21 protein-coding genes and 1 tRNA gene are annotated in these 19,735 nt (G+C 71.5%); 11 read left to right on the top strand and 11 right to left on the bottom strand.

The annotated features are described in order from the left end of the window. Positions 1 to 16: 16 nt before the first annotated feature. Positions 17 to 448 carry a hypothetical protein gene (locus BLR90_RS09790; protein ID WP_143016172.1) on the top strand — a complete coding sequence of 144 codons (432 nt, stop codon included), beginning with the start codon at positions 17 to 19 and terminating at the stop codon, positions 446 to 448. Positions 449 to 453: 5 nt separating this feature from the next. Here BLR90_RS09790 and BLR90_RS09785 read toward each other — a convergent pair whose 3' ends face one another. The 4 genes from BLR90_RS09785 to BLR90_RS09770 all read right to left on the bottom strand — a co-directional run bounded on the left by BLR90_RS09785 (position 454) and on the right by BLR90_RS09770 (position 2,377). Further along, positions 454 to 843 (bottom strand): type II toxin-antitoxin system VapC family toxin, encoded by a 390-nt coding sequence (locus BLR90_RS09785; protein WP_091025006.1) that lies wholly within the window; start codon positions 841 to 843, stop codon positions 454 to 456. Further along, positions 840 to 1,082: a type II toxin-antitoxin system VapB family antitoxin gene (locus BLR90_RS09780; protein ID WP_091025004.1), complete on the bottom strand. Its 243-nt coding sequence runs from the start codon at positions 1,080 to 1,082 to the stop codon at positions 840 to 842. The genes BLR90_RS09785 and BLR90_RS09780 overlap by 4 nt, the downstream gene beginning before the upstream one ends. A 28-nt stretch (positions 1,083 to 1,110) precedes the next feature. Further along, positions 1,111 to 1,911 carry a hypothetical protein gene (locus BLR90_RS09775; protein ID WP_091025002.1) on the bottom strand — a complete coding sequence of 267 codons (801 nt, stop codon included), beginning with the start codon at positions 1,909 to 1,911 and terminating at the stop codon, positions 1,111 to 1,113. A 94-nt stretch (positions 1,912 to 2,005) separates the two neighbouring features. Continuing rightward, positions 2,006 to 2,377, bottom strand: a complete 372-nt coding sequence (locus BLR90_RS09770; RefSeq protein ID WP_174812359.1) for a DUF1330 domain-containing protein — start codon at positions 2,375 to 2,377, stop codon at positions 2,006 to 2,008. A 110-nt stretch (positions 2,378 to 2,487) separates the two neighbouring features. On the opposite strand from BLR90_RS09770, the gene BLR90_RS09765 reads away from it, so the two are divergent. From BLR90_RS09765 to BLR90_RS09735, 7 genes are all read left to right on the top strand, one after another. Further along, positions 2,488 to 3,273: a helix-turn-helix domain-containing protein gene (locus BLR90_RS09765; protein WP_091025000.1), complete on the top strand. Its 786-nt coding sequence runs from the start codon at positions 2,488 to 2,490 to the stop codon at positions 3,271 to 3,273. A gap of 104 nt (positions 3,274 to 3,377) precedes the next feature. Beyond that, the gene (topA, locus tag BLR90_RS09760; RefSeq protein ID WP_091024992.1) at positions 3,378 to 6,113 is read left to right on the top strand and encodes a type I DNA topoisomerase; all 2,736 of its coding nucleotides are present in this window, start codon (positions 3,378 to 3,380) and stop codon (positions 6,111 to 6,113) included. 47 nt (positions 6,114 to 6,160) lie between these two features. Then, complete coding sequence (tmk, locus tag BLR90_RS09755; protein ID WP_091024990.1) at positions 6,161 to 6,814, top strand: dTMP kinase; 654 nt, start codon at positions 6,161 to 6,163, stop codon at positions 6,812 to 6,814. Continuing rightward, positions 6,811 to 7,959: a DNA polymerase III subunit delta' gene (locus tag BLR90_RS09750; RefSeq protein WP_091024989.1), complete on the top strand. Its 1,149-nt coding sequence runs from the start codon at positions 6,811 to 6,813 to the stop codon at positions 7,957 to 7,959. The genes tmk and BLR90_RS09750 overlap by 4 nt, the downstream gene beginning before the upstream one ends. Next, the gene (locus BLR90_RS09745) at positions 7,956 to 9,530 is read left to right on the top strand and encodes an alpha/beta hydrolase (protein WP_091024987.1); all 1,575 of its coding nucleotides are present in this window, start codon (positions 7,956 to 7,958) and stop codon (positions 9,528 to 9,530) included. The genes BLR90_RS09750 and BLR90_RS09745 overlap by 4 nt, the downstream gene beginning before the upstream one ends. 97 nt (positions 9,531 to 9,627) lie before the next feature. Next, positions 9,628 to 9,700: transfer RNA gene (locus BLR90_RS09740), tRNA-Thr, on the top strand. 127 nt (positions 9,701 to 9,827) lie between these two features. Continuing rightward, positions 9,828 to 11,795, top strand: a complete 1,968-nt coding sequence (locus BLR90_RS09735) for a clostripain-related cysteine peptidase (protein ID WP_143016171.1) — start codon at positions 9,828 to 9,830, stop codon at positions 11,793 to 11,795. Here BLR90_RS09735 and BLR90_RS09730 read toward each other — a convergent pair. From BLR90_RS09730 to BLR90_RS09710, 6 genes are read right to left on the bottom strand one after another with little or no spacing between them, the layout of a single operon-like run. Continuing rightward, positions 11,770 to 13,434 carry an ABC-F family ATP-binding cassette domain-containing protein gene (locus BLR90_RS09730; protein ID WP_091024985.1) on the bottom strand — a complete coding sequence of 555 codons (1,665 nt, stop codon included), beginning with the start codon at positions 13,432 to 13,434 and terminating at the stop codon, positions 11,770 to 11,772. The genes BLR90_RS09735 and BLR90_RS09730 overlap by 26 nt on opposite strands. 24 nt (positions 13,435 to 13,458) lie before the next feature. Further along, a complete protein-coding gene (locus BLR90_RS09725) occupies positions 13,459 to 14,028 on the bottom strand; it encodes a hypothetical protein (RefSeq protein WP_143016170.1) in 570 nt (189 codons plus the stop codon). Then, positions 14,021 to 15,301, bottom strand: coding sequence for a DUF7224 domain-containing protein (locus BLR90_RS20990; protein ID WP_091024981.1), 1,281 nt, complete (start codon positions 15,299 to 15,301; stop codon positions 14,021 to 14,023). The genes BLR90_RS09725 and BLR90_RS20990 overlap by 8 nt, the downstream gene beginning before the upstream one ends. After that, positions 15,298 to 16,050, bottom strand: coding sequence for an ABC transporter ATP-binding protein (locus BLR90_RS09715; protein WP_170254242.1), 753 nt, complete (start codon positions 16,048 to 16,050; stop codon positions 15,298 to 15,300). The genes BLR90_RS20990 and BLR90_RS09715 overlap by 4 nt, the downstream gene beginning before the upstream one ends. Next, positions 16,047 to 16,544, bottom strand: coding sequence for a hypothetical protein (locus tag BLR90_RS20985; RefSeq protein WP_170254243.1), 498 nt, complete (start codon positions 16,542 to 16,544; stop codon positions 16,047 to 16,049). Before BLR90_RS20985 ends, BLR90_RS09715 begins: the two co-directional genes overlap by 4 nt. A gap of 36 nt (positions 16,545 to 16,580) precedes the next feature. Next, positions 16,581 to 16,808 (bottom strand): helix-turn-helix transcriptional regulator, encoded by a 228-nt coding sequence (locus tag BLR90_RS09710; protein WP_091024979.1) that lies wholly within the window; start codon positions 16,806 to 16,808, stop codon positions 16,581 to 16,583. Positions 16,809 to 17,014: 206 nt separating this feature from the next. On the opposite strand from BLR90_RS09710, the gene BLR90_RS09705 reads away from it, so the two are divergent. From BLR90_RS09705 to BLR90_RS09695, 3 genes are read left to right on the top strand one after another with little or no spacing between them, the layout of a single operon-like run. Beyond that, on the top strand, positions 17,015 to 17,386 hold the full coding sequence (locus BLR90_RS09705) for a hypothetical protein (RefSeq protein ID WP_091024977.1): 372 nt from the start codon (positions 17,015 to 17,017) through the stop codon (positions 17,384 to 17,386). A 35-nt stretch (positions 17,387 to 17,421) separates the two neighbouring features. After that, a complete protein-coding gene (locus tag BLR90_RS09700; protein ID WP_143016169.1) occupies positions 17,422 to 17,874 on the top strand; it encodes an ImmA/IrrE family metallo-endopeptidase in 453 nt (150 codons plus the stop codon). Further along, positions 17,871 to 19,109, top strand: a complete 1,239-nt coding sequence (locus tag BLR90_RS09695) for an AGE family epimerase/isomerase (RefSeq protein ID WP_091024973.1) — start codon at positions 17,871 to 17,873, stop codon at positions 19,107 to 19,109. Before BLR90_RS09700 ends, BLR90_RS09695 begins: the two co-directional genes overlap by 4 nt. A gap of 9 nt (positions 19,110 to 19,118) precedes the next feature. Here BLR90_RS09695 and BLR90_RS09690 read toward each other — a convergent pair whose 3' ends face one another. Further along, positions 19,119 to 19,733 (bottom strand): TetR/AcrR family transcriptional regulator, encoded by a 615-nt coding sequence (locus tag BLR90_RS09690; RefSeq protein ID WP_091024971.1) that lies wholly within the window; start codon positions 19,731 to 19,733, stop codon positions 19,119 to 19,121. Positions 19,734 to 19,735: the final 2 nt, after the last annotated feature.

The following is a 19,735-nucleotide window of genomic DNA, read 5'->3' as shown; positions in this document are numbered from 1 at the left end:
GACCGGAGGTTGCCCCGTGCGTGCCCACGCCCTAGCTCGGACCACTGCTCTCCTGCCCAGCCTGGTGACGATCACGGCGCTCGCCGCGCTGCTCGGTGCCTGCGGCGACGACGACGAGGGCGACGACGGCTCGTCCGGCTCCGGAGGTCTCCCCGACGGGGTCTATCCGTGCGCCTACAACTCCGGCGGCCAGCTCTACACGCTCGGGGAGCTGGTGATCGACGGCGAGGAGTACGGCGGGTTCTCGGGCGGGCTTCGCGGCGACTACTCGCTGGCCGGCGAGGAGGCCCTCGCCTTCTCGGACAGCTTCTCCGGCCTGCCGGACGGCTTCAGCGTGCTGTCGGCCGCCTGGCTGACCAGTACGTCGTCGGGCGAGCGCTTCGTGAGCATCAACATCGTCTCCGAGGCCTCGAACAACGTCCTGACCGTCACCTGCAGCCCGGAGTGAACGCCTCAGTCGGGGAGCGTCGCGGCGGTGACGTCGGTGTGGTGGAAGTCGTCGCCCTTGAAGAGCAGCGGCTGACCGCTCACGTGGGCCAAGGCGTAGGAGAAGCAGTCTCCGAGGTTGAGGCGTGCCGCTGAGCCGGAGCCCTTGCCGTAGCGGGCGTAGGCCAGGCGAGCGATCCGGGCGTGCTCGGCGTCGAAGGGGACGACCTCCGCTGCCGCGGCATCCAGTAGGGCGTCCAACTCAGCGTGGCGGGGCGGACCCAGCACGATCGCGGTCTCCAGGGCGGTCGGTGCCGCGACCGCCAGGCGGTCGGCGGCGGCCAAGGCCTCGAGCCAGTCGGCAGCATCCGGCTCACCGCGCAGGACGGCCACCAGGACGGAGGTGTCGACGATCACCGGGGGAGCCCGCGGTCGTCGTACAGGTCGTCGTCGCTCAGCGTCGGGGCGTCCAGCGCGGCCGAGCGCCGCGAGATCTCCCGCATCCTCGCGAGCCGGTCGGCCCGGTCAGCCCGGTGGCGCTCCGCGGCCTCCACCAGCGCCTGGCGCACGGCGCCGGTCATGGACGTCCCGCGCTGCACCGCGAGCTCGGCCGCGAGCCGGTATACCTCGGGATCCTTGATGTTGAGCGTCGGCACGCCACCAATTCTACCGTGCGTGGTAGAACTACGCACCGGTCGCCTGAGCCTGAGCCGCGAGGGCCTGTGTCCTAAGACGTGCCAGCCGTATCCGCGTCGATGAGATCAGCAGGTCAGTGCGACCGAGCGCGAGCAGGTTGGGCGCGATGCCAGGTCGTTCCCACGCCTCGATGGCCGGGCTGAGCCCGCGCAGGGCCAGCTCGACTCGGTAGCGGCGGCTCGCTGGGGAGGTCGTGGTGCCCAAGACCTCGGACAAGCGACCTACTCGCAGCTCACCGACGGGACGGAAGACGCCGTTGGCCTTGCCGACCACCCAGCTCACCGATCCCGCGACGTCGCGCGCCGATCGTGCGCGATCGACCAGGTCGGGGTCGGCGGTCCAGACGGCCACCAAGGCAGTGCGCAGGGCGACGCCGAACTCATGGCCCTCGCCCGGCTCGAAACAGGCGGCCGCCACCCCGTCGAGCAGGTCGGCGGTCTCCGCGAGGCGGTCCCGCACCTCGCGGTCGACAACCTCGGGCAGGTCGTCGTGGTCCTCCAGGGGCTCGGTGTCCAGCGCCGTCACCGCCGCGCGACCGCCGCAGACGGCATCGAGCCAGAGGAGTACGCGCTCATGAAGTGGAGCGGGCGCCGGGAGTGTGGGAGCCGAATGGAGCACGTCGCGGTCGAAGCGGTCCGCGTGGATCTGCCAGGGAGTGCCCTCGACCCGCTCGGTCCAGGTGTCCACGACCCGGCCATCGACAAGGACGAGGTGCCGCAAGCGGTGGTCGTCATCCGGGTCGGGGACGGCGTAGGGAGGGGGGTAGGGCTGGTATCGGTCTTCGTACATGGGAGTGGGCCTCCGAGAGCGGTCAGCGTCGGAGGCCCACGTTGACACGGATCGGCATCGGCCCGTCCGAGTCATCCACAGGCGAGTGGACGCCTCACCTCTCCTGGGCGAGCATCGCGGCGAGGCCGTCGGTGGCCTGGTAGCCGTCGGGGACGCCGTCGACGATGGCGGCGATCGACTGGCTGTGCTCGAGGCGCAGGGGGAGGATCGCGCGGTAGGGCTCGGAGTCGTACCAGGCCTGGGCGGAGGCGCGGTCGGGGAAGCGGATGACGACGATGTCGCCGTCCCACTCGCCCTCGGCCGCGACCAGGTGCCCGCCGTGGACCAGGAAGCGCCCGCCGTACGGGGCCAGCGAGGCGTCGATGCGCTGGAGGTAGTCGATGATCTCGGCCCCGAAGTCGACCTCACGCAGGTAGGCGATGGCGTAGGCGGGGGCGTTGGCGGGGGCGGCGGTGCTGGTGCTCATGGGGTGTCCTCTCATCGGTGTGGGGCGCCAGTGGAGCCCCGGCCCGTGCCGCGGGTCGATTACCTGTGAGGTCATGGGCGCGGCTACGTCGCGCGGATAACCTCACGGCCATGAGCGGCACCACGACCGACGCCGACCCGGGCGCCCTGCTGCGTGACTGGCGCCGGCGGCGCAACCTCTCCCAGCTCGAGCTGGCGAGCCGCGCCGGCGTCTCCACCCGGCACGTGAGCTTCATCGAGACCGGGCGGTCGCGGCCGACCAGCGGCATGGTCCTGCGGCTCTGCGACCAGCTCGGCGTCCCGCTGCGCGACCAGAACCGGGTCCTGCTCGCCTGCGGCTTCGCGCCGGCGCACCCCGAGCACCAGCTCTCCGACCCGCCGATGGCGGAGGTCGCGGCCGCGATCGAGGGGATCCTGACGGCGCACCTGCCGTTCCCGGCGCTGGTGGTCGACCCGGGCTGGCACCTGGTGGCCGCCAACGACGCTGTCTACTCCCTGCTCGACGGGGTCGCCCCTCGGCTCCTCGAGCCGCCGGTCAACGTGATCCGGCTCAGCCTCGACCCCGAGGGGCTGGCTCCGCGGATCGCCAACCTGGACGAGTGGCGCGCGCACCTGCTGGCCCGCCTCCGCCACGAGTACGACGCCACAGGTGACGGGAGGCTTCGTGCCCTGCTCGACGAGCTCGACCTCCCTGACCACCGGACGCCCGGCACCCACCCGCAGACGCCCGGCCTCGTCGTACCCCTGAGGCTGCGGGTCGGCGACGCCGAGCTGAGCCTGCTGTCGACGACGACCGTCTTCGGCACACCGCGTGAGGTGACGCTGTCGGAGCTCGCGATCGAGGCGTTCTATCCCGCCGACGCGACCACCCGGAGGCTGCTCACGGGGGGCGTGTGATGCTCTGAGGGACCTGATCACTGGACAGCACCCGCTACCGTGATCGGCCGTGAGCCCCCGTTGAGGTGCTCATATCTCTCTCAGCAGAAGGAAATGGCAGCGCAGTGGCACACAAGTTGGTGATCGTCGAGTCCCCGGCGAAAGCGCGCACGATCGGCGGATACCTCGGCGACGGCTATGTCGTCGAGTCGTCCATCGGGCACATCCGCGACCTCCCCAACAACGCCGCGGACACGCCCGCCAAGATCAAGGACAAGCCGTGGGGCCGGCTCGCGGTCGACGTGGACAACGGGTTCGTCCCCTACTACGTCGTGCCGCGCGACAAGAAGTCCCACATCGCCAAGCTGAAGTCCCTGCTGAAGGACGCCGACGAGCTCTACCTCGCCACCGATGAGGACCGCGAGGGCGAGGCGATCGCCTGGCACCTCCTCGACGAGCTGAAGCCCAAGGGCATCCCCGTGCACCGGATGGTCTTCCACGAGATCACCAAGCAGGCCATCCTCGCGGCCGTCGAGAACCCCCGCGAGATCAACGACGACCTCGTCGAGGCGCAGGAGACCCGCCGGATCCTCGACCGCCTCTACGGCTACGAGGTCTCGCCGGTGCTGTGGAAGAAGGTCATGTCCGGCCTCTCCGCGGGCCGCGTGCAGTCGGTCGCCACCCGCCTCGTGGTCGACAAGGAGCGGGAGCGGATGAAGTTCCGCCTCGCGTCCTACTGGGATCTCGAGGGCACGTTCGACGCCGGCTCCAAGCACGAGCAGCGGATGTTCCCGGCCAAGCTCCACTCCCTCGACGGCACCCGCGTCGCCCGCGGCTCCGACTTCGGCCAGGACGGCCTGCTCAAGGACAGCTCCAAGGTCGTCCACGTCGACCGGACCCGCGCCGAAGCACTGGTCGCGGCCCTCGCCGACTCGTCGTACGACGTGCGCTCGGTGGAGGCGAAGCCCTACAAGCGCTCGCCCTACGCGCCATTCCGCACCACGACGCTGCAGCAGGAGGCGAGCCGCAAGCTCGGCATGAGCGCGTCCGTCGCGATGTCCGTGGCGCAGCGGCTCTACGAGAACGGCTTCATCACCTACATGCGTACCGACTCCACGACCCTGTCGGACGGCGCCATCAACGCCGCCCGGACGCAGGTGCGTGAGCTCTACGGCGCCGACTACGTGCCCGACGCCCCGCGCAGCTACACCTCCAAGGTCAAGAACGCGCAGGAGGCGCACGAGGCGATCCGCCCGGCCGGCGAGTCGTTCCGCACCCCTGCGCAGACCGGGCTGACCGGTGACCAGTTCCGGCTCTACGAGCTGATCTGGATGCGCACGGTCGCCTCGCAGATGAAAGACGCCGTCGGCCAGAGCGTCTCGGTCCGCCTCGGCGGCGCCGCACTGCGCCCCGATGGAGGGCCAGGCGAGGACGTCGTGTTCTCCGCGAGCGGCCGCGTCATCACGTTCCACGGGTTCCTCAAGGCCTACGTCGAAGGCACCGACGAAGGTGCCGCCAAGGACGACGCCGAGACCCGGCTGCCCGCGCTCGTCGAGGGCGACTCGGTGTCCGCGGCCTCGATCTCGGCCACCGGCCACGAGACCAAGCCGCCGGCGCGCTACACCGAGGCCACGCTGATCAAGGAGCTGGAGGACCGGGAGATCGGGCGGCCGTCGACGTACGCCGCGATCATCGGCACCATCCTCAACCGCGGCTACGTCTACAAGAAGGGCACCGCGCTGGTGCCGGCCTGGCTGGCGTTCTCGGTCACCCGGCTGCTGGAGGAGCACTTCACGCGCCAGGTGTCCTACGAGTTCACCGCCGGTATGGAGGACGTGCTCGACGACATCGCCGGCGGGCGCAAGGACCGGATCTCCGAGCTCGGGGAGTTCTACCACGGCTCCGAGAAGTTCAAGGGCCTGCACACCCTGGTCTCCGAGCTCGGCGACATCGACGCGCGTGAGCTGGCGACCTTCCCGATCGGCGACCCCGAGGCCGGCATCAACCTGCGCGTGGGCCGCTACGGCCCCTACCTCGAGGGACCCGACGAGGACGGCAACCCGACCGGCGTACGCGCCAACGTGCCGGACGACCTGCCTCCCGACGAGCTCACGATGGAGAAGGCCAAGGAGCTCTTCGCCAACCCCGCCGGGGAGGAGATCGACCTCGGCAACCACCCCGAGACCGGGCTGCGCGTGGTCGCCAAGAACGGCCGCTACGGCCCCTACGTCACCGAGCTGCTGCCCGACGACGCCAAGAAGAACGACAAGCCGCGCACCGGCTCGCTGTTCAAGTCGATGTCGCTCGACACCATCTCCCTCGACGACGCCGTCAAGCTGCTGTCGCTGCCCCGGGTCGTCGGCACCGCCGAGGACGGCGAGGAGATCACCGCCCAGAACGGGCGCTACGGGCCCTACCTCAAGAAGGGCAGCGACTCCCGGTCGCTGACCTCCGAGGAGCAGCTGCTCACGATCGGCCTCGACGAGGCGCTCAAGATCTACGCCCAGCCCAAGCAGCGTGGACGGGCCGCCGCCGCGCCGCCGCTCAAGGAGCTGGGCAACGACCCGGTGTCGGGGCAGCCCGTGGTCGTGAAGTCGGGCCGCTTCGGCGAGTACGTCACCGACGGCGAGTACAACGCCACCCTCCGCAAGGACGACGCGGTCGAGACGCTCACCCTCGAGCGCGCCGCCGAGCTGCTCGCCGACCGTCGCGAGCGCGGCCCGGCCAAGAAGACGGCCAAGAAGGGCGCGAAGAAGGCGCCTGCCAAGAAGGCCGCGACGAAGAAGGCGGCCACGAAGAAGACCGCTGCCAAGAAGACTGCCAAGAAGGCCGCCAAGAAGACTGCGGCCAAGAAGGCCTGACTCACCCTGCGTTGGAAAGCGTCGGCGGCTCCCCGTAGGTTCGGCGCGTGACCACGGCAGGCGTCTACACCAGCACGGGCGTCTTCGTGTGCTTCGAGGGCGGCGAGGGCTCGGGCAAGTCGACGCAGTCGAAGCGGTTGGCCGAGGCGCTCCGCGCCCAGGGGTACGACGTCGTGCTGACCTTCGAGCCCGGCGACACCGAGGTCGGCAAGGCGCTGCGGCAGATCGTGCTCAGCCCCGAGACCGGGGAGCTCTCCGACCGCACCGAGGCGCTGCTCTACGCGGCTGACAAGGCCGAGCACGTCGACACGGTCGTGCAGCCGGCCCTCGACCGCGGGGCGGTCGTGATCACCGACCGCTACGTCGACTCCGCGCTGGCCTACCAGGGCGCCGGCCGCACGCTGGCGGTCGAGGAGGTGGCGCCGGTGATGCGGTGGGCCACCCACGGCCTGCGCCCGCACCTGACCGTCGTACTCGACCTGGAGCCGACGGCCGGGCTCGGCCGCTTCGAGGGACGCGACCGGATCGAGGGTGAGTCGCTGGAGTTCCACCAGCGGGTGCGCGAGGCCTTCGTACGGATGGCCGGGGCCGACCCCGAGCACTACGTCGTGCTCGACGCCCGCGACGGCGTCGACGACATCGCGGCCGCGATCCGCGAGCGGGTCACCCCGTTGCTGGCGCAGGCGGAGGCCCGGACATGACCGTGTGGGACCAGCTGGTCGGCCAGCGACACGCGGTCAAGGCGCTCCAGACCGCCGCGAGCGGCCACGGCATGAGCCACGCGTGGCTGTTCACCGGGCCCCCGGGCTCCGGGCGCTCCAACGCCGCGATCGCCTTCGCCGCCGCACTCGAGTGCGAGCAGGGCGGCTGCGGCACCTGCCACGAGTGCCACACGGTGCTTGCCGGGAGCCACGCCGACGTGTCGGTGGTCCGCACGCAGCTCCTGTCGATCAGCGTCAAGGAGGTGCGTGACCTGGTCCGTCGTGCGGCGCTCGCCCCCGTCGGCCGCCGGTGGCAGATCATGATCGTCGAGGACGCCGACCGGCTCACCGAGCAGGCCTGCAACGCGCTGCTCAAGGCGATCGAGGAGCCCACCGACCGCACCCTGTGGATGCTCTGCGCACCCAGCGTCGACGACGTGCTGCCGACGATCCGGTCCCGCTGCCGGCTGGTGACCCTGTCGACGCCCACGACCGAGGACGTCGCCGCGTTCCTCACCAGCACCGAAGGGGTCGGCGACGCGCTGGCGTCGTACGCCGCTCGAGCGAGCCAGGGCCACATCGGCCGCGCGAAGGCGCTGGCCCGTGACGAGGCCACCCGCAACCGCCGCCGCGAGATCGTGTCGCTGCCGGCCCGGCTCACGACGCTCGGCGCCTGCATGAACGCCTCGGCCAACCTCGCCGAGGTGGCCAAGGAGGAGGCCGACGCGATCACCGGCGACCTCGACGCCGCCGAGAAGGCCGACCTCGACATGAGCTACGGCGTCGTGGAGCGCGGCCGCCGGCCACGCGAGTACGCGCCGGCGCTGGCCGCGCTCGACAAGGCACAGAAGACGCGCGCCAAGCGGCGCCAGCTCGACGTGGTCGACCGTGGCCTGATGGACCTGGTGTCGGTCTACCGCGACGCCATCTCGGTCGGCGTGGGCGCGCAGGGAGCCCTGGTCAACGAGGAGATCCGCGGCGACATCGAGAAGATCGCGGCCTCCTCGACGCCCGAGCTCAACCTGCGCCGGATCGGTTGGATCTTCGAGGCTCGCGAGCAGATGCTTGAATTCAACGTGCCGGTGGCGCTTGCCCTCGACTCCATGATGGTGGCGCTCAAGGTGCCCGAAGGGAGCAGCAGGTGAACCGCACCGCTCAGGTCATCGTGGTCGCCGTCATCGTCCTCGCGCTGGTGGGTGCGGGCGCGCTGGGTGCGATCTACCTGCTCCTCGGCCACGACTCCGAGGGCGGTGACCAGTCGCAGGAGCCGCGCCCCACCGCGGTCACGACGACCCCGGCAGCGGGCGCCACGGAGCCGCCCAGCCCGGAGCTCGAGCCGTTCTACTCCCAGACGATCGAGTGGGAGCCCTGCGACGACAACCAGTGCGGCTACCTCACGGTCCCGGTCGACTACCGCGACGCCGGCGGCCCCACGATCGAGGTCAACCTGCTCAAGGTGCCCGCCGCCGACCCCGACGCACGGATCGGCTCGCTCGTGGTCAACCCGGGCGGTCCGGGCGCTCCGGGCACGACGTACGCCGAAGCCGCCGACCAGGTCTTCCGGGCACCGATCACCGACCGCTACGACATCGTCGGGTTCGACCCGCGCGGCACCGGCGACTCCGCCCCCGTCGACTGCCTGCCCGACGACGAGATGACGGAGTTCCTCGCGGTCGACCCCGACCCCGACGACGCCGAGGAGGAGCGCGCGATCGTCGACGAGCTCGCCGACTTCTACCGGGGGTGCGCCGCCAACTCCTCGCCGCTGGTCGCGCACGTCACGACCGCCGAGACCGCCCGTGACATGGATGTCCTGCGCGCGGCCCTGGGTGAGTCGACCCTCGCCTACTTCGGCGCCTCCTACGGCACCAAGCTGGGCGCCACCTACGCCGAGCTGTTCCCCGACAAGGTCGGCCGCCTGGTCCTCGACGGTGCCGTCGACGTCGGGCTGCCGTCGCGCGAGCAGACCCTCGGGCAGGCCGGCGGCTTCGAGACGGCGCTCGGTGCCTACGTCGACAACTGCGTCGAGGAGACCCCGAGCTGCTTCCTCGGCGACTCGCGCGCCGAGGGCCTAGAGACCATCAGCGACCTGCTCGCCGAGATCGACGAGGAGCCGCTGCCCACCTCCGACGGGCGCGAGCTCACCGTCGGCAGCGCCTTCTACGGCGTCGTCACCCCGCTCTACAACCGCGACTACTGGCCCTACCTCAGTCAGGGGCTCAAGACCTCTCTCGACGGCGACGGCAGCACGCTGATGGTGCTGGCCGACGCCTATGCCTCGCGCCAGAACGGCACCTACCTCGACAACAGCACCGAGGCCATCTACGCCATCAACTGCCTCGACGACCCCTACTACGTCGAACCGGAACAGGTCGAGGCCGAGGTGCCGGCCTTCGAGGAGGTCTCGCCCACCTTCGGCCGGGTCTTCGCGTGGAGCCTGGTCAACTGCAAGGGGATGCAGGTCACCTCGTCCGAGCCGACGCTCGACATCCGTGGCGAGGGCGCGGCTCCCATCGTGGTCGTGGGCACCACCCGCGACCCGGCGACGCCGTACGAGTGGGCGGTGGGGCTCGCCGAGCGGCTCGAGTCGGGCGTCCTGGTCTCGCGCGATGGCGACGGCCACACCGCCTACAACGCCGGCAACGAGTGCGTCGACACCGCGATCGAGGACTACCTCACCGACGGCACCGTGCCCGACGACGGCCTGGAGTGCTGAGGCCGGATCAAGGCAGGTGCCCGCGTTTCGACCCGGCCGACCGGCGTCCGTATACTTCTGCGGGTTGCCCGGCAGGTCTCACCTAGCCGGGCAGCACGCCGCCTTAGCTCAGTCGGTAGAGCGAGTCACTCGTAATGACTAGGTCGTCAGTTCGATTCTGACAGGCGGCTCTGATGCCCCGGGGACCCGAGACCCCGGGGCATCTTCCTTTGTCGGGGGCGCCGGACCTGACTAGTCACCGGTCTGCTGCTTCGCGGTTCCCCGGACGGCACATCCACGAGCCCCTAACCTCGCTAGGTGCCCCCTCCTCCCGCGCGCTCGACGCGCTTGCTCGCCGTCACGGCGGCCCTGCTCCTGCTCACTGCTGCCTGCAGCGGTGGCGGTGACGACGACTCCGAGCCCAAGGGAGACGGCGGGTCGGCCGCCGTCGAGCACACGGGTCGTGAGGGCGACGGGTGGACGGTGCTGCACTACTCGATGGCCGACACCAACCTCGAGCCCTTCATGGTCGCCGACGTCAACGAGCTGGGCGTGGTCGGCTCCAACGACAACCTGCACATCCGTGAGCTGATCGACCGCTCGGCGGAGTACGGCGACGACGAGCTGCTCGACCAGGGCAGCTGGGTCGGCGCCCGGGTGCTCGACCTGGGTGAGCCGGGCGTGAGCGAGGTCGTCGAGGACCTCGGCGACGTGGACTCCGCCGACCCGGCCCTGCTCGCCCGGTTCATCGCCGAGGGCATCGAGGCCAACCGGGCCGGCCACTACGCGCTGGTCATCTCCGACCACGGCGCCTCCTGGCCGGGGATCGGGCCCGACGAGGGCAGCGACTACGACGTGCTCGACCTCGCCGAGATCACCGACGCCATCTCGACCGGACTCGAGCAGGCCGGTGTCGACAAGCTCGACCTGCTGGGCTTCGACGCCTGCCTGATGGCCAACTACGAGGTGGCCAGCGCGGTCGCCCCGCTGGCCGACCGTCTCGTGGCCTCGCAGGAGCTCGAGCCCGGTCACGGTTGGGACTACACCTCCCTCCAGCTGCTGGCCGACGACCCCGACGCGACCGCGGACGAGCTGGGGTCCGCGATCATCACGGGCTTCGCCGGCCAGGCCGAGGAGCAGGGCACCCAGGACCAGATCACGCTCTCGATGGTCGACCTCACGAAGATGGGCGCGGTCGACGAGGCCGTCACCGACTTCGCGGGCGCTCTGTCGGAGCAGTCGGACGTGGTGGCCCCGGCCGTCGGCCAGTCCGAGGCCACCACCCTGGCGTTCGGCAAGAGCCCCGACGAGTCCCAGGACAAGCACCTCAGCGACCTCGGGCTGCTCGCGTCGGCGATCGGCGAGTCCGCACCGGAGGTCTCCGACCAGGCCGCGGCCCTGGTCTCCGCGCTCGACGACGCCGTCCTGGAGCAGGTGGACGGGGTCGCCACCGCCGGTGCGTCCGGGCTGTCGATCTACCTCCCGCCGGTCGCGGAGCTCGCTGACCCGGCGTACGCCGACGTGGCCACCTCGGGCCCCTGGGTCGACTTCCTCGACACCTACTACAGCGCCGGCGACGAGATCCCCGCCGAGGAGCTGCCCGCGTTCACGGACCCGGACGCCGGGCCGGACGTCGTGTTCGACGAGGAGGGCGTGTCCCTGTCGGGGTCCTACGACCCCGCCGGCCTCGACAACATCACCGAGGCGACGATCAGCTACGCCCTGGTCAACGACGACGGCTCCATCACCTACCTCGGCGAGGAGGTCACCGACTTCACCGACGAGGGCGGCGCCCCGACGGCGTCGGGCACCTACGACCTGACGGTGATGGAGATCGACGACGGCGCGGACACGGCGTACGCCTATGTCGAGCTGAACCTCAGCGAGGACCTCGCCACCGCGTTCTTCGACGTGCCGATGACCTACTACGCCTCGACCGACCCCGACCGGCTGGACCCGAAGGACGCCCTGCTGTCGCTGGTGCTCGACATCGACGCCGGGGAGTTCGTCAGCGAGACGATCTACACCTACGACGAGGTGTCGGGCGGCTACGGCGAGCTCGCGCCCGACCCGGAGGGCATCGTGATCCCGGACGTACTGACGATCGGCGCCGACGGCGAGCAGGTCTGGGAGCCGACTTCCGACGTCGGCCTCTACTCCGACGTGGCCGGTCTCGACTACACGTTCGTGCCGCTCGACTCCGGTACGACGGTCCAGGTCGACCTGTCGCTCTACGACTTCGGCGGCAACACCAGCGTGCTCAGCTCGTTGGTCGAGGTTCCGTAGCGAGCGCAGTGGTGACCTGCCCGCCCTCGACCCGCCACCGTTGGTCGAGGTGGACGTTGTCCAGCAGTCGCCGGTCGTGGGAGACCAGCAGCAGCGCACCCGCGTAGGCGTCGAGGGCCTGCTCGAGCTGCTCGATCGCGGGTAGGTCGAGGTGGTTGGTGGGCTCGTCGAGGACGAGCACGTTGACGGCGCGCGCCTGGAGCAGTGCCATCGCGGCGCGGGTGCGCTCGCCGGGCGAGAGCCGGCTCACCAGGCTGCCGACCTGGTCGGCCTTGAGACCGAACTTCGCGAGCAGCGTCCGCGCGTCGGCGGGGGAGAGGTCGGGTACGGCGGCCCCGAACGCGTCGCCGAGCAGGTCGTCCTCGTGCAGCACGCCGCGAGCCTGGTCGATCTCGCCGACCGCGAGCGTGGCCCCCAGCGAGGCGCGGCCGCTGTCGGGCGCCACCTGGCCGAGCAGCAGCCGGAGGAGGGTGGTCTTGCCCGCGCCGTTGGGCCCGGTGATCCCGATCCGCTCGGCCGCGTTGACCTGGAGCGAGACCGGCCCGAGCACGAAGTCGCCGTGACGGACCGTCGCCTCGTCGAGGGTCGCGACCACGCTGCTCGAGCGCGGCGCGGCGGCGATGTCGAAGCGCAGCTCCCACTCCTTGCGTGGCTCCTCGACCTCCTCCAGCCGGGCGATCCGCGACTCCATCTGCCGGACCTTCTGGGCCTGCTTCTCCGATGACTCGGTCTGCGCGCGACGGCGGATCTTGTCGTTGTCCGGGCTCTTCTTGATCGCGTTGCGGACGCCCTGCGAGCTCCACTCCCGCTGGGTGCGGGCCCGCGAGACCAGGTCGGCCTTGGTGTCCGCGAACTGCTCGTAGGCCTCGCGCGCGTGACGTCGTGCGACGTCTCGCTCCTCGAGGTAGGCGTCGTAGCCGCCGTCGTAGACCCGCACCTGCCGCTGCGCCAGGTCGAGGTCGACGATGCGCGTGACGCAGCGGGCCAGGAACTCGCGGTCGTGGGAGACCAGCACGATGCCGTTGCGCATCCCGGTGACCAGGTTCTCCAGCCGCTCGAGCCCGTCGAGGTCGAGGTCGTTGGTCGGCTCGTCGAGGAGGGCGACGTCGAACCGGCTGAGCAGCAGCGCGGCCAAGCCGACCCGGGCCGCCTGCCCGCCCGACAGCGACGTCATCAGGGCCTCGCTGCCGACGCCGAGCCGCAGGTCGCCCAGCACCGCGGGGATCCGGTCCTCCAGGTCGGGGGCGCCGCTCGCCAGCCAGTGGTCGAGCGCGACGGCGTACGCGTCGTCCGCGCCGGCGGCGCCGGAGCCCAGCGCGGAGGCCGTGGCCTCCATCTCCTCGGCCGCCGCCGCCGCGCCCGTCCGCCGGGCGAGGTAGCGCGCGACCGTCTCGCCGGGGACCCGCTCGTGCTCCTGCGGCAGCCACCCGACGAACGCGTCTGAGGGAGCCGTCGAGACCGTGCCCGCCGACGGCGCGTCCTGGCCGGCCAGCAGTCGCAGCAACGTGGTCTTGCCGGCCCCGTTGGCGCCGACGACCCCGACGACGTCGCCCGGTGCGACGGTCAGGTCGAGCCCGTCGAACAGCGTGCGGTGGGCGTGTCCCCCGGACAGGCCCTTGGCGACGAGGGTGGCACTCACCTCGCGATGGTAGAGGTGTCCACGTCACCCGCCGCGCGGGCACCGGGTGCGGTGGGTGCGGTAGAGGCCCGCGCAGACGTAGATCACGCCTGCAGCCACGAGGGCAGCGGCGGCGGCTGCGACGGGGACGTCGGCGTCATCTAGGTCATCGAGGTGCTGGCTCCGGAGCAGCCACACGTAGGACCCGGCCATCATCGGCACCCAGTGCCAAGCGCCGAGCCCGGCCGCGGCGACCGCGCTGCCGGCCAGGAACAGCACGACCACCAACGACCGTTCGAACGACCAGCCGGACAGCGCGAGCGAGGCGACGACGATCGCGCCGGCGGTGTGCGTGGCGACGTAGCGCAGGAGGAGCACCTGCCCCAGGGGTCGACCGGCGCGGAGCGTGAGGTCGGGCGTCTGGTCGACCAGGGGCGCGGCCAGGACGAGTGCGGCCGCGGGTGGCACCAGGTCGAGCGCCGGGATCTCGGCCTCGAACGACGGCATCCCGACGTAGCTGGTGGCGACGAACTGCGCCATGCCGGCAAGCAGCAGCGCCAGCAACAAGGTCCGCGGCACGCCCCACGCCCTCGCGACGGCGAGCCGGCTAGACACCTGCTGGAAGCCTCAACGCGTCGAGGTCACAGCTCCGCAGCTGCTCGTAGGTGGTCGTCACCCAGGAGCGCTGTTCCTCGAGGCCCGACTCCAGCCACTCGCGGTCGAAGTCATCGACGCGCGGCTGCAACAGGCCGGCCCGGAACAACAGCCAGCGGGCGAGCAGGCGACGAGTGTCGAACGACGCCTCGGGAGGTGCGATGTCGGAGCGGTAGGCCGCACACTGCGCCGGGGTGGTGAGCACTCGGGCGGCCGTCTCATCGGAGACGGTGCTGGCGAGCGTCTCTTCCACGAGGAGCATGACGCCTCCTTGTCGCTCGTCATCGCTGCCCGCCAGGTAGTCGACGTACCTCGGTGGCAGCTCCAGCCCGAGCTCGCGAAGCGCACTCGCCTGCCGCTCCATGCGCTCGACCAGGTCGTCCAGCGGCCGGGTGGTCTCACGGGCCATGCACACGCGCACGGCGTCACCTCGGCAGACGAGCTCGGGGTCCGAGACCGCGCGGTAGCGGTCATGGATGCCGTTGCCGAGCACGACGTAGCAGACGGCACCGAGCAGGACGAGGAGCGAGATCACGACGCGGGAGATCGCCGTGCGCCCCACGACCGTCCGGTTGGAGAGGAGGAGCAGCCCGGCCGCGACGCCGAGTGTCGCTCCGGTCTGCAGACCGAGCGTCGTGGCGTCGTAGGTCTCGCCCGCGTAGGTGACGCCCAGGCCGCCGGTGCGAAAGATCTCTGGCATGGCGCCGATGGCGCCGAGCACCCCGAGGGAGAACGTCGCTGCCGCGGCGACCGGAGCCAGCCAGACTCGGCGGCCGAGCCCGCCCAGAAGCACGCCCACAGCGACCTGGGCCGCCAGCACGCAGAGCGCCGGGACCAGCACCCAGAGGGTGTCGTAGTAGGGCACGGCGCCCGCCAGCGCGGCTGACGTCGTGACCCCCAGCGTGATCGCGGACATGGCGACGGCGGCGAGGCCCCAGATCGAGAGGGCGGGTCGCAGCCAGGGCCACCACGGGCGCGGCCCGGTCCGCAGGAGCGGCTCGACTCCGGAGGTCGCGAGCCGGACGTACGTCGCGCAGGCGATCCCGGCAGCGACCGGGCCGATCAGCGTGAGGCTGAAGGTGCCGGCGTCGAGCGCCATCTTCCAGGAGCCCAGCCAGTCGGCCCCGCGACTGAGCGAGGGGACGAGCCCCACGGCGACCAGCGCCACCAGGCCGAGCAACACCGTGCGCCGGTCGCCCAGCCAGGTGACGTACCCAGCGAGGCGGCCGGTCATGACCGGGCCCCCGAGAGGGTCGTGAGGAACGCGAGCTCGGCCGATCGGTGCGGCCCGCCGCGCTCCTCGACGAACGCCGCGGTGCCTCCGTGGTGGAGGACGCGACCCTCGTCGAGGACGGCGATGCGGGTGGTCATCTGTTCGACGTCCTCCATGACGTGACTGCTGAGGACCGTGACCGTGGCGCCCGGGAGGTCCATGAGCAGGGCGCGCAGGTTGGCGCGCTGCTCAGGGTCCAGGCCCGTCGTCGGCTCGTCCAGCAGGAGAACGCCCGGCGCCGTCACGAGCGCGGTGGCGAGCACCAGCCGCCTGCGCATGCCGCCGGAGAGCCGTCCGAGCCGGTCCGTGCGCCGGTCCTGCAGACCGACGAGCTCCAACAGCTCCGGCTCGCGGGTGGCGGCGACGCGGCCCGGCACGCCGCGCAACCAGCTGACGTAGGACACCGCGTCGGCGACGCGCAGCTCCCGGGGAAGGTCGAGCTCCTGCGGCATGAAGCCGATGCGGGTGACGATCTCACGCCGGTCACGTCCGTAGAGATCGACCCCGTCGAGGGTGACGGTGCCGTGCTGGGGGCGGCGGGCGCCGGCCAGCGTCAACAGCAGCGTGGTCTTGCCCGCGCCGTTGACGCCGACCAGCCCCGTTGCTCCAGGGCCAAGGGTCAGCTCGCCGATGTCGACCACCGCCGCGCTTGCGGGTGGGTAGTGACACCGCAGCTCCGACACCCGCAGCCCCGGAGCGACTTCGGTCACAGGGTGAACGTGAAGAACGGTCGCCGACTGCACGCGTCGGGACTCCAGTCCTGGTCCTCGCACACCTTGGAGTGGACCCGGCCCTTGTCGGCGTCGGAGTGGCTGCTGGAGTAGTCGTCCTTGTCGTACTGGTCGACCCACGCGCCGCTCGAGCTGCGGTCGCTCTGGTCGCTGTCGCCGTACTCGCTCCAGGACGAGCCGCCGTCCTGGTCGGGAGCGAAGTAGGTGTAGCCGGTCTCGGTGTAGACGGCGTCTCCCCCCGCGCGGGGATCGCGGTAGTAGGTGTGGTTCTTGAGGTAGCCGTCCTTGGTGTACGACGTGCCGTAGGCGAGAGCCTGGGCCTCGCCGTCCTCCACGGCCGTCAGCGGGGTGGACCGGGAGTACCAGTCCTGTTCCGCCGCATAGGCGGCGGGGACCGAGGTCACGAAGAGGCCGCTGAGGACGGCGGCCGCGAGGAGCCGGGCGTCGAGGCGGGTGAGGGAGGTGCGGTGCATGGTGGTTCCTTTCCGAGATGGGTGTGGGGTGGTGCGTCAGGGGTCGTCGCCTCGGGTCGGAGGGACGAAGAAGAGGAGCTCGAGGGGGGCGTCCAGCGCGTCGGCGATGCGCTCGGCGAGGTCTCGTGTGCAGGTCGTCTTGTGGCCGGTCACCAGGTGGCCGACCATCGACTTGCTGCAGCCGCACTGGCGGGCGAGGTCGGCCAGCGAGAGGCCGCGACGCCTCATCGTCGCGGCGAGCATCTCGGGTGAGCTGAGCTGCATCTTCTTGGCCTCCGCAGTGCTGCTGTGGTGGTCGAATCGTGACCCGGCTCGCGGACACTGTCAATTACGTGTAGAGGTGTGCTCTACTTTAGGTAGACGATACGTAGAGTCCGGCCTTGCCATTCAGGCGCGGGAGCGCCGTCCTCGGGCACAATCAGCGGTAGACGCTTTTCCTCAGCCATCGGAGGGTCGGCAATCTCTTGCCCGTGACGTTCTGGGACCTACTGCAGCACTACTGCGACGACACCGGCGCCACGGAGGCGGCAGTGCAGCGCAAGGCGCGCCTCAACCACGGCACGTTCACGGCGTGGCGTGCTCGTGGGGTCCCGGCGCTGCCGAAGGTCGACGTCGTCGTGGCCCTCGCCGACACCCTGCGCGTCGACTACGAGGAGCTGGTCCACGCCCTGCTGGTGAGCGCCGAATACCTGCCCGCCGGGGTCGCCCGCGCCCGCGCCCGCGCGGGCGACCTCTCGACCGTGCCGACGGCGGCTCGGCCCGGCAGCTCGCGGGGCAGGCGGCTGCGCGAGGAGCAGGATGCCGCTGCGACGCAGGGATCCCAGGATCCAGACGGGTCGTAGGGCGATGTCGGCGGGCACGGCTACGGTCGCCCCGCATGGTGAGCAGGTGGAACCCGTGGCGCGCCGTGGCTCGGCGGCCCGACGTGACGGTGGTGTTCGACGACCCCGGTGAGGGCAACGTCGGCATCCTCGACCTGCGCACCCGCACCATCACCCTGTGCCCCACGCTGCTTCAGGACGAGCGGCGCTCGACGCTGACCCACGAGCTCGTCCACCTGGAGCGGGGGTCGCCCTGCGCTCCGGGTGACTGGGAGGAGCGCGAGGTCGCACGCATCGCCGCCGGCCGGATCATCCCGCTGCCGGCGCTCGTCGAGGCCGTCAAGTGGAGTGACCATCTCGAGGAGCAGGCCCTCGAGCTCTGGGTCGACGAGGACACCGTCCGCGTCCGCCTCCGCCACCTGACGGACCGAGAGCGTGCAGAGCTGAGCCAGGCCCGGGCCGCACGCGACGGGCTCGAGACCTCCGACGGTCCTACGCTGGCCCCGTGACGCACGACGCGACGCCCGGCGGCCCGGCGTACCTCGCCAACCAGCGTGCCGACCTTCTCCGCTTCGCTCGGGGCGCGCGGCGCCCGAGCGGCTTCGGCTACCTCGACGCGCTGGGGTCTGTCGACCGGGCGCGACCGGTGGAGCTCTGGATCACCTGCCGGATGACCCATGTGTTCGCTCTGGGGCTGCTGGCCGCGGAGGACCCGGCCCCCGGCGGGCCGGACGCCGCCGAGCTCCGGCTGCTCGCGGAGCACGGGGTCCGCTCCCTGCGGACGAGCCTGTTCGACCATGAGCACGGCGGCTGGTTCGCCGCGGTCGACGACGACGGGGTGGTCGACGCGAGCAAGCAGGCCTACGGCCACGCCTTCGTGGTGCTGGCGGCCAGCTCGGCGGCCGCGGCCGGCATCGACGGTGGGCGCGACCTGCTGGCCGACGCGCTCGCGTGTCTCGAGGAGCACTTCTGGGACGACGCCCAGGGACTCGTCGTGGACCAGTGGGACCGCGCCTGGACCCACCTCGACCCCTACCGCGGCATCAACGCCAACATGCACACCGTCGAGGCGCTGCTGGCCGCCGGAGACGTCACGGGCGACCAGACCTGGCACGAGCGCGCCGGGCGGGTCGCCGAGCGGGTGGTGGCGTGGGCGGGGGTCAACCAGTGGCGGATCCCCGAGCACTTCGACGAGCAGTGGCAGCCGCTGCTGGAGCACCACCGCGACGAGCCCGCCCACCCGTTCCAGCCGTACGGCGCCACGGTCGGTCACGGCCTCGAGTGGGCCCGGCTGCTGGTGGCGGTCGCGGAGTCGCTGGGCGACGCCGCTCCCGCCGGGCTGCTCGTCGCCGCATCTGAGCTGGCGGAGCGGGCCGTGGCGGACGGCTGGGCGGTCGACGGGGCGGAGGGGTTCGTCTACACGACCGACTGGCAGGGGGCGCCCGTCGTACGTGCCCGGATGCACTGGGTGGCGGCCGAGGCGGTCAACACCGCCGAGGTGCTGTGGCGCGCGACCGGCGACCTGCGCTGGCAGGAGCGGCGGGAGGAGTGGTGGGCACACATCGACCGCTGCCTGGTCGACCACGAGCGTGGCTCCTGGACCCACGAGCTCGACGAGCACAACCGCCCGTCGGGCGCGACCTGGCCGGGGAAACCCGACGTTTACCACGCCTACCAGGCGGCGCTGCTCCCGCTGTTGCCCCTGACGCCGTCGTTCGCCGCAGCGCTCGCGACCAGGGTCTAGTGCGCGGCACTAGTTCCCCGCAGCGGGCGGGGGCTCGCTCAGGATGCCTCGTACGGCGAGCTCGAGCGCGTGCCGAGCGACCGGGTCGGCGAGCCTGGCCGGGGCCAGCAGCAGCGCGCCGGGGAGGTCGACGACGCAGTACCTCATGCTCGCCAGCGCCGCGCGGTCGGTGCGGCCCCACTGCCGGGCACTGAGGTCGGTGATGAGACCCGTGAGCTCACGGCGCAGCCGCCGGAGCTCGGCCCGCTCCGAGGCCACGAGGTCGCGGTCGGCCAGCTCGTCGCCGGTCGTGGTCAGCAGCAGCCGAGCCCCGGGCTCGTCGTGCTCGGCGTACGTCGTGGGGGCGAGCGCCGCGGCCACCACGGCGTCCTCGACCGGTCCGCCGGCGTCGACCACTGACGTGACCGCTGCGCGCTGGAGCTCCAGGAACCGCTCCGCCTCGCGGCTCCACACCCGGGCCAGGAGCCCGTCGCGGGAGCCGAACGCGTGGTAGATCGCCCCGTTGGAGACGCCCGACTCCGAGGCGAGCCCGCGGATCGTCACGCCGGACGGGCCGCCCTCCACCCAGAGCCGGCGGGCGTGGTCGAGCACCGTCTCCAGGTCGTGCTCGCGCGGGCGACCCATGT

The sequence above is a fragment of the Nocardioides szechwanensis genome (genome assembly GCF_900103935.1).
Lineage (GTDB): Bacteria > Actinomycetota > Actinomycetes > Propionibacteriales > Nocardioidaceae > Nocardioides > Nocardioides szechwanensis.
Note: the sequence above shows the minus strand (reverse complement) of the source record. Positions and strands in the feature narration are given on the sequence as shown.

What these genes read in the sequence shown, in the direction of transcription:
- BLR90_RS20990 (WP_091024981.1), bottom strand. Translation starts at nt 15,301, where the DNA reads ATGACCGGCCGCCTCGCTGGGTACGTCACCTGGCTGGGCGACCGGCGC.
- BLR90_RS09765 (WP_091025000.1), top strand. Translation starts at nt 2,488, where the DNA reads ATGAGCGGCACCACGACCGACGCCGACCCGGGCGCCCTGCTGCGTGAC.
- BLR90_RS09710 (WP_091024979.1), bottom strand. Translation starts at nt 16,808, where the DNA reads ATGCAGCTCAGCTCACCCGAGATGCTCGCCGCGACGATGAGGCGTCGC.
- BLR90_RS09750 (WP_091024989.1), top strand. Translation starts at nt 6,811, where the DNA reads ATGACCGTGTGGGACCAGCTGGTCGGCCAGCGACACGCGGTCAAGGCG.
- BLR90_RS09700 (WP_143016169.1), top strand. Translation starts at nt 17,422, where the DNA reads ATGGTGAGCAGGTGGAACCCGTGGCGCGCCGTGGCTCGGCGGCCCGAC.
- BLR90_RS09690 (WP_091024971.1), bottom strand. Translation starts at nt 19,733, where the DNA reads ATGGGTCGCCCGCGCGAGCACGACCTGGAGACGGTGCTCGACCACGCC.
- BLR90_RS09775 (WP_091025002.1), bottom strand. Translation starts at nt 1,911, where the DNA reads ATGTACGAAGACCGATACCAGCCCTACCCCCCTCCCTACGCCGTCCCC.
- BLR90_RS20985 (WP_170254243.1), bottom strand. Translation starts at nt 16,544, where the DNA reads ATGCACCGCACCTCCCTCACCCGCCTCGACGCCCGGCTCCTCGCGGCC.
- BLR90_RS09770 (WP_174812359.1), bottom strand. Translation starts at nt 2,377, where the DNA reads ATGAGCACCAGCACCGCCGCCCCCGCCAACGCCCCCGCCTACGCCATC.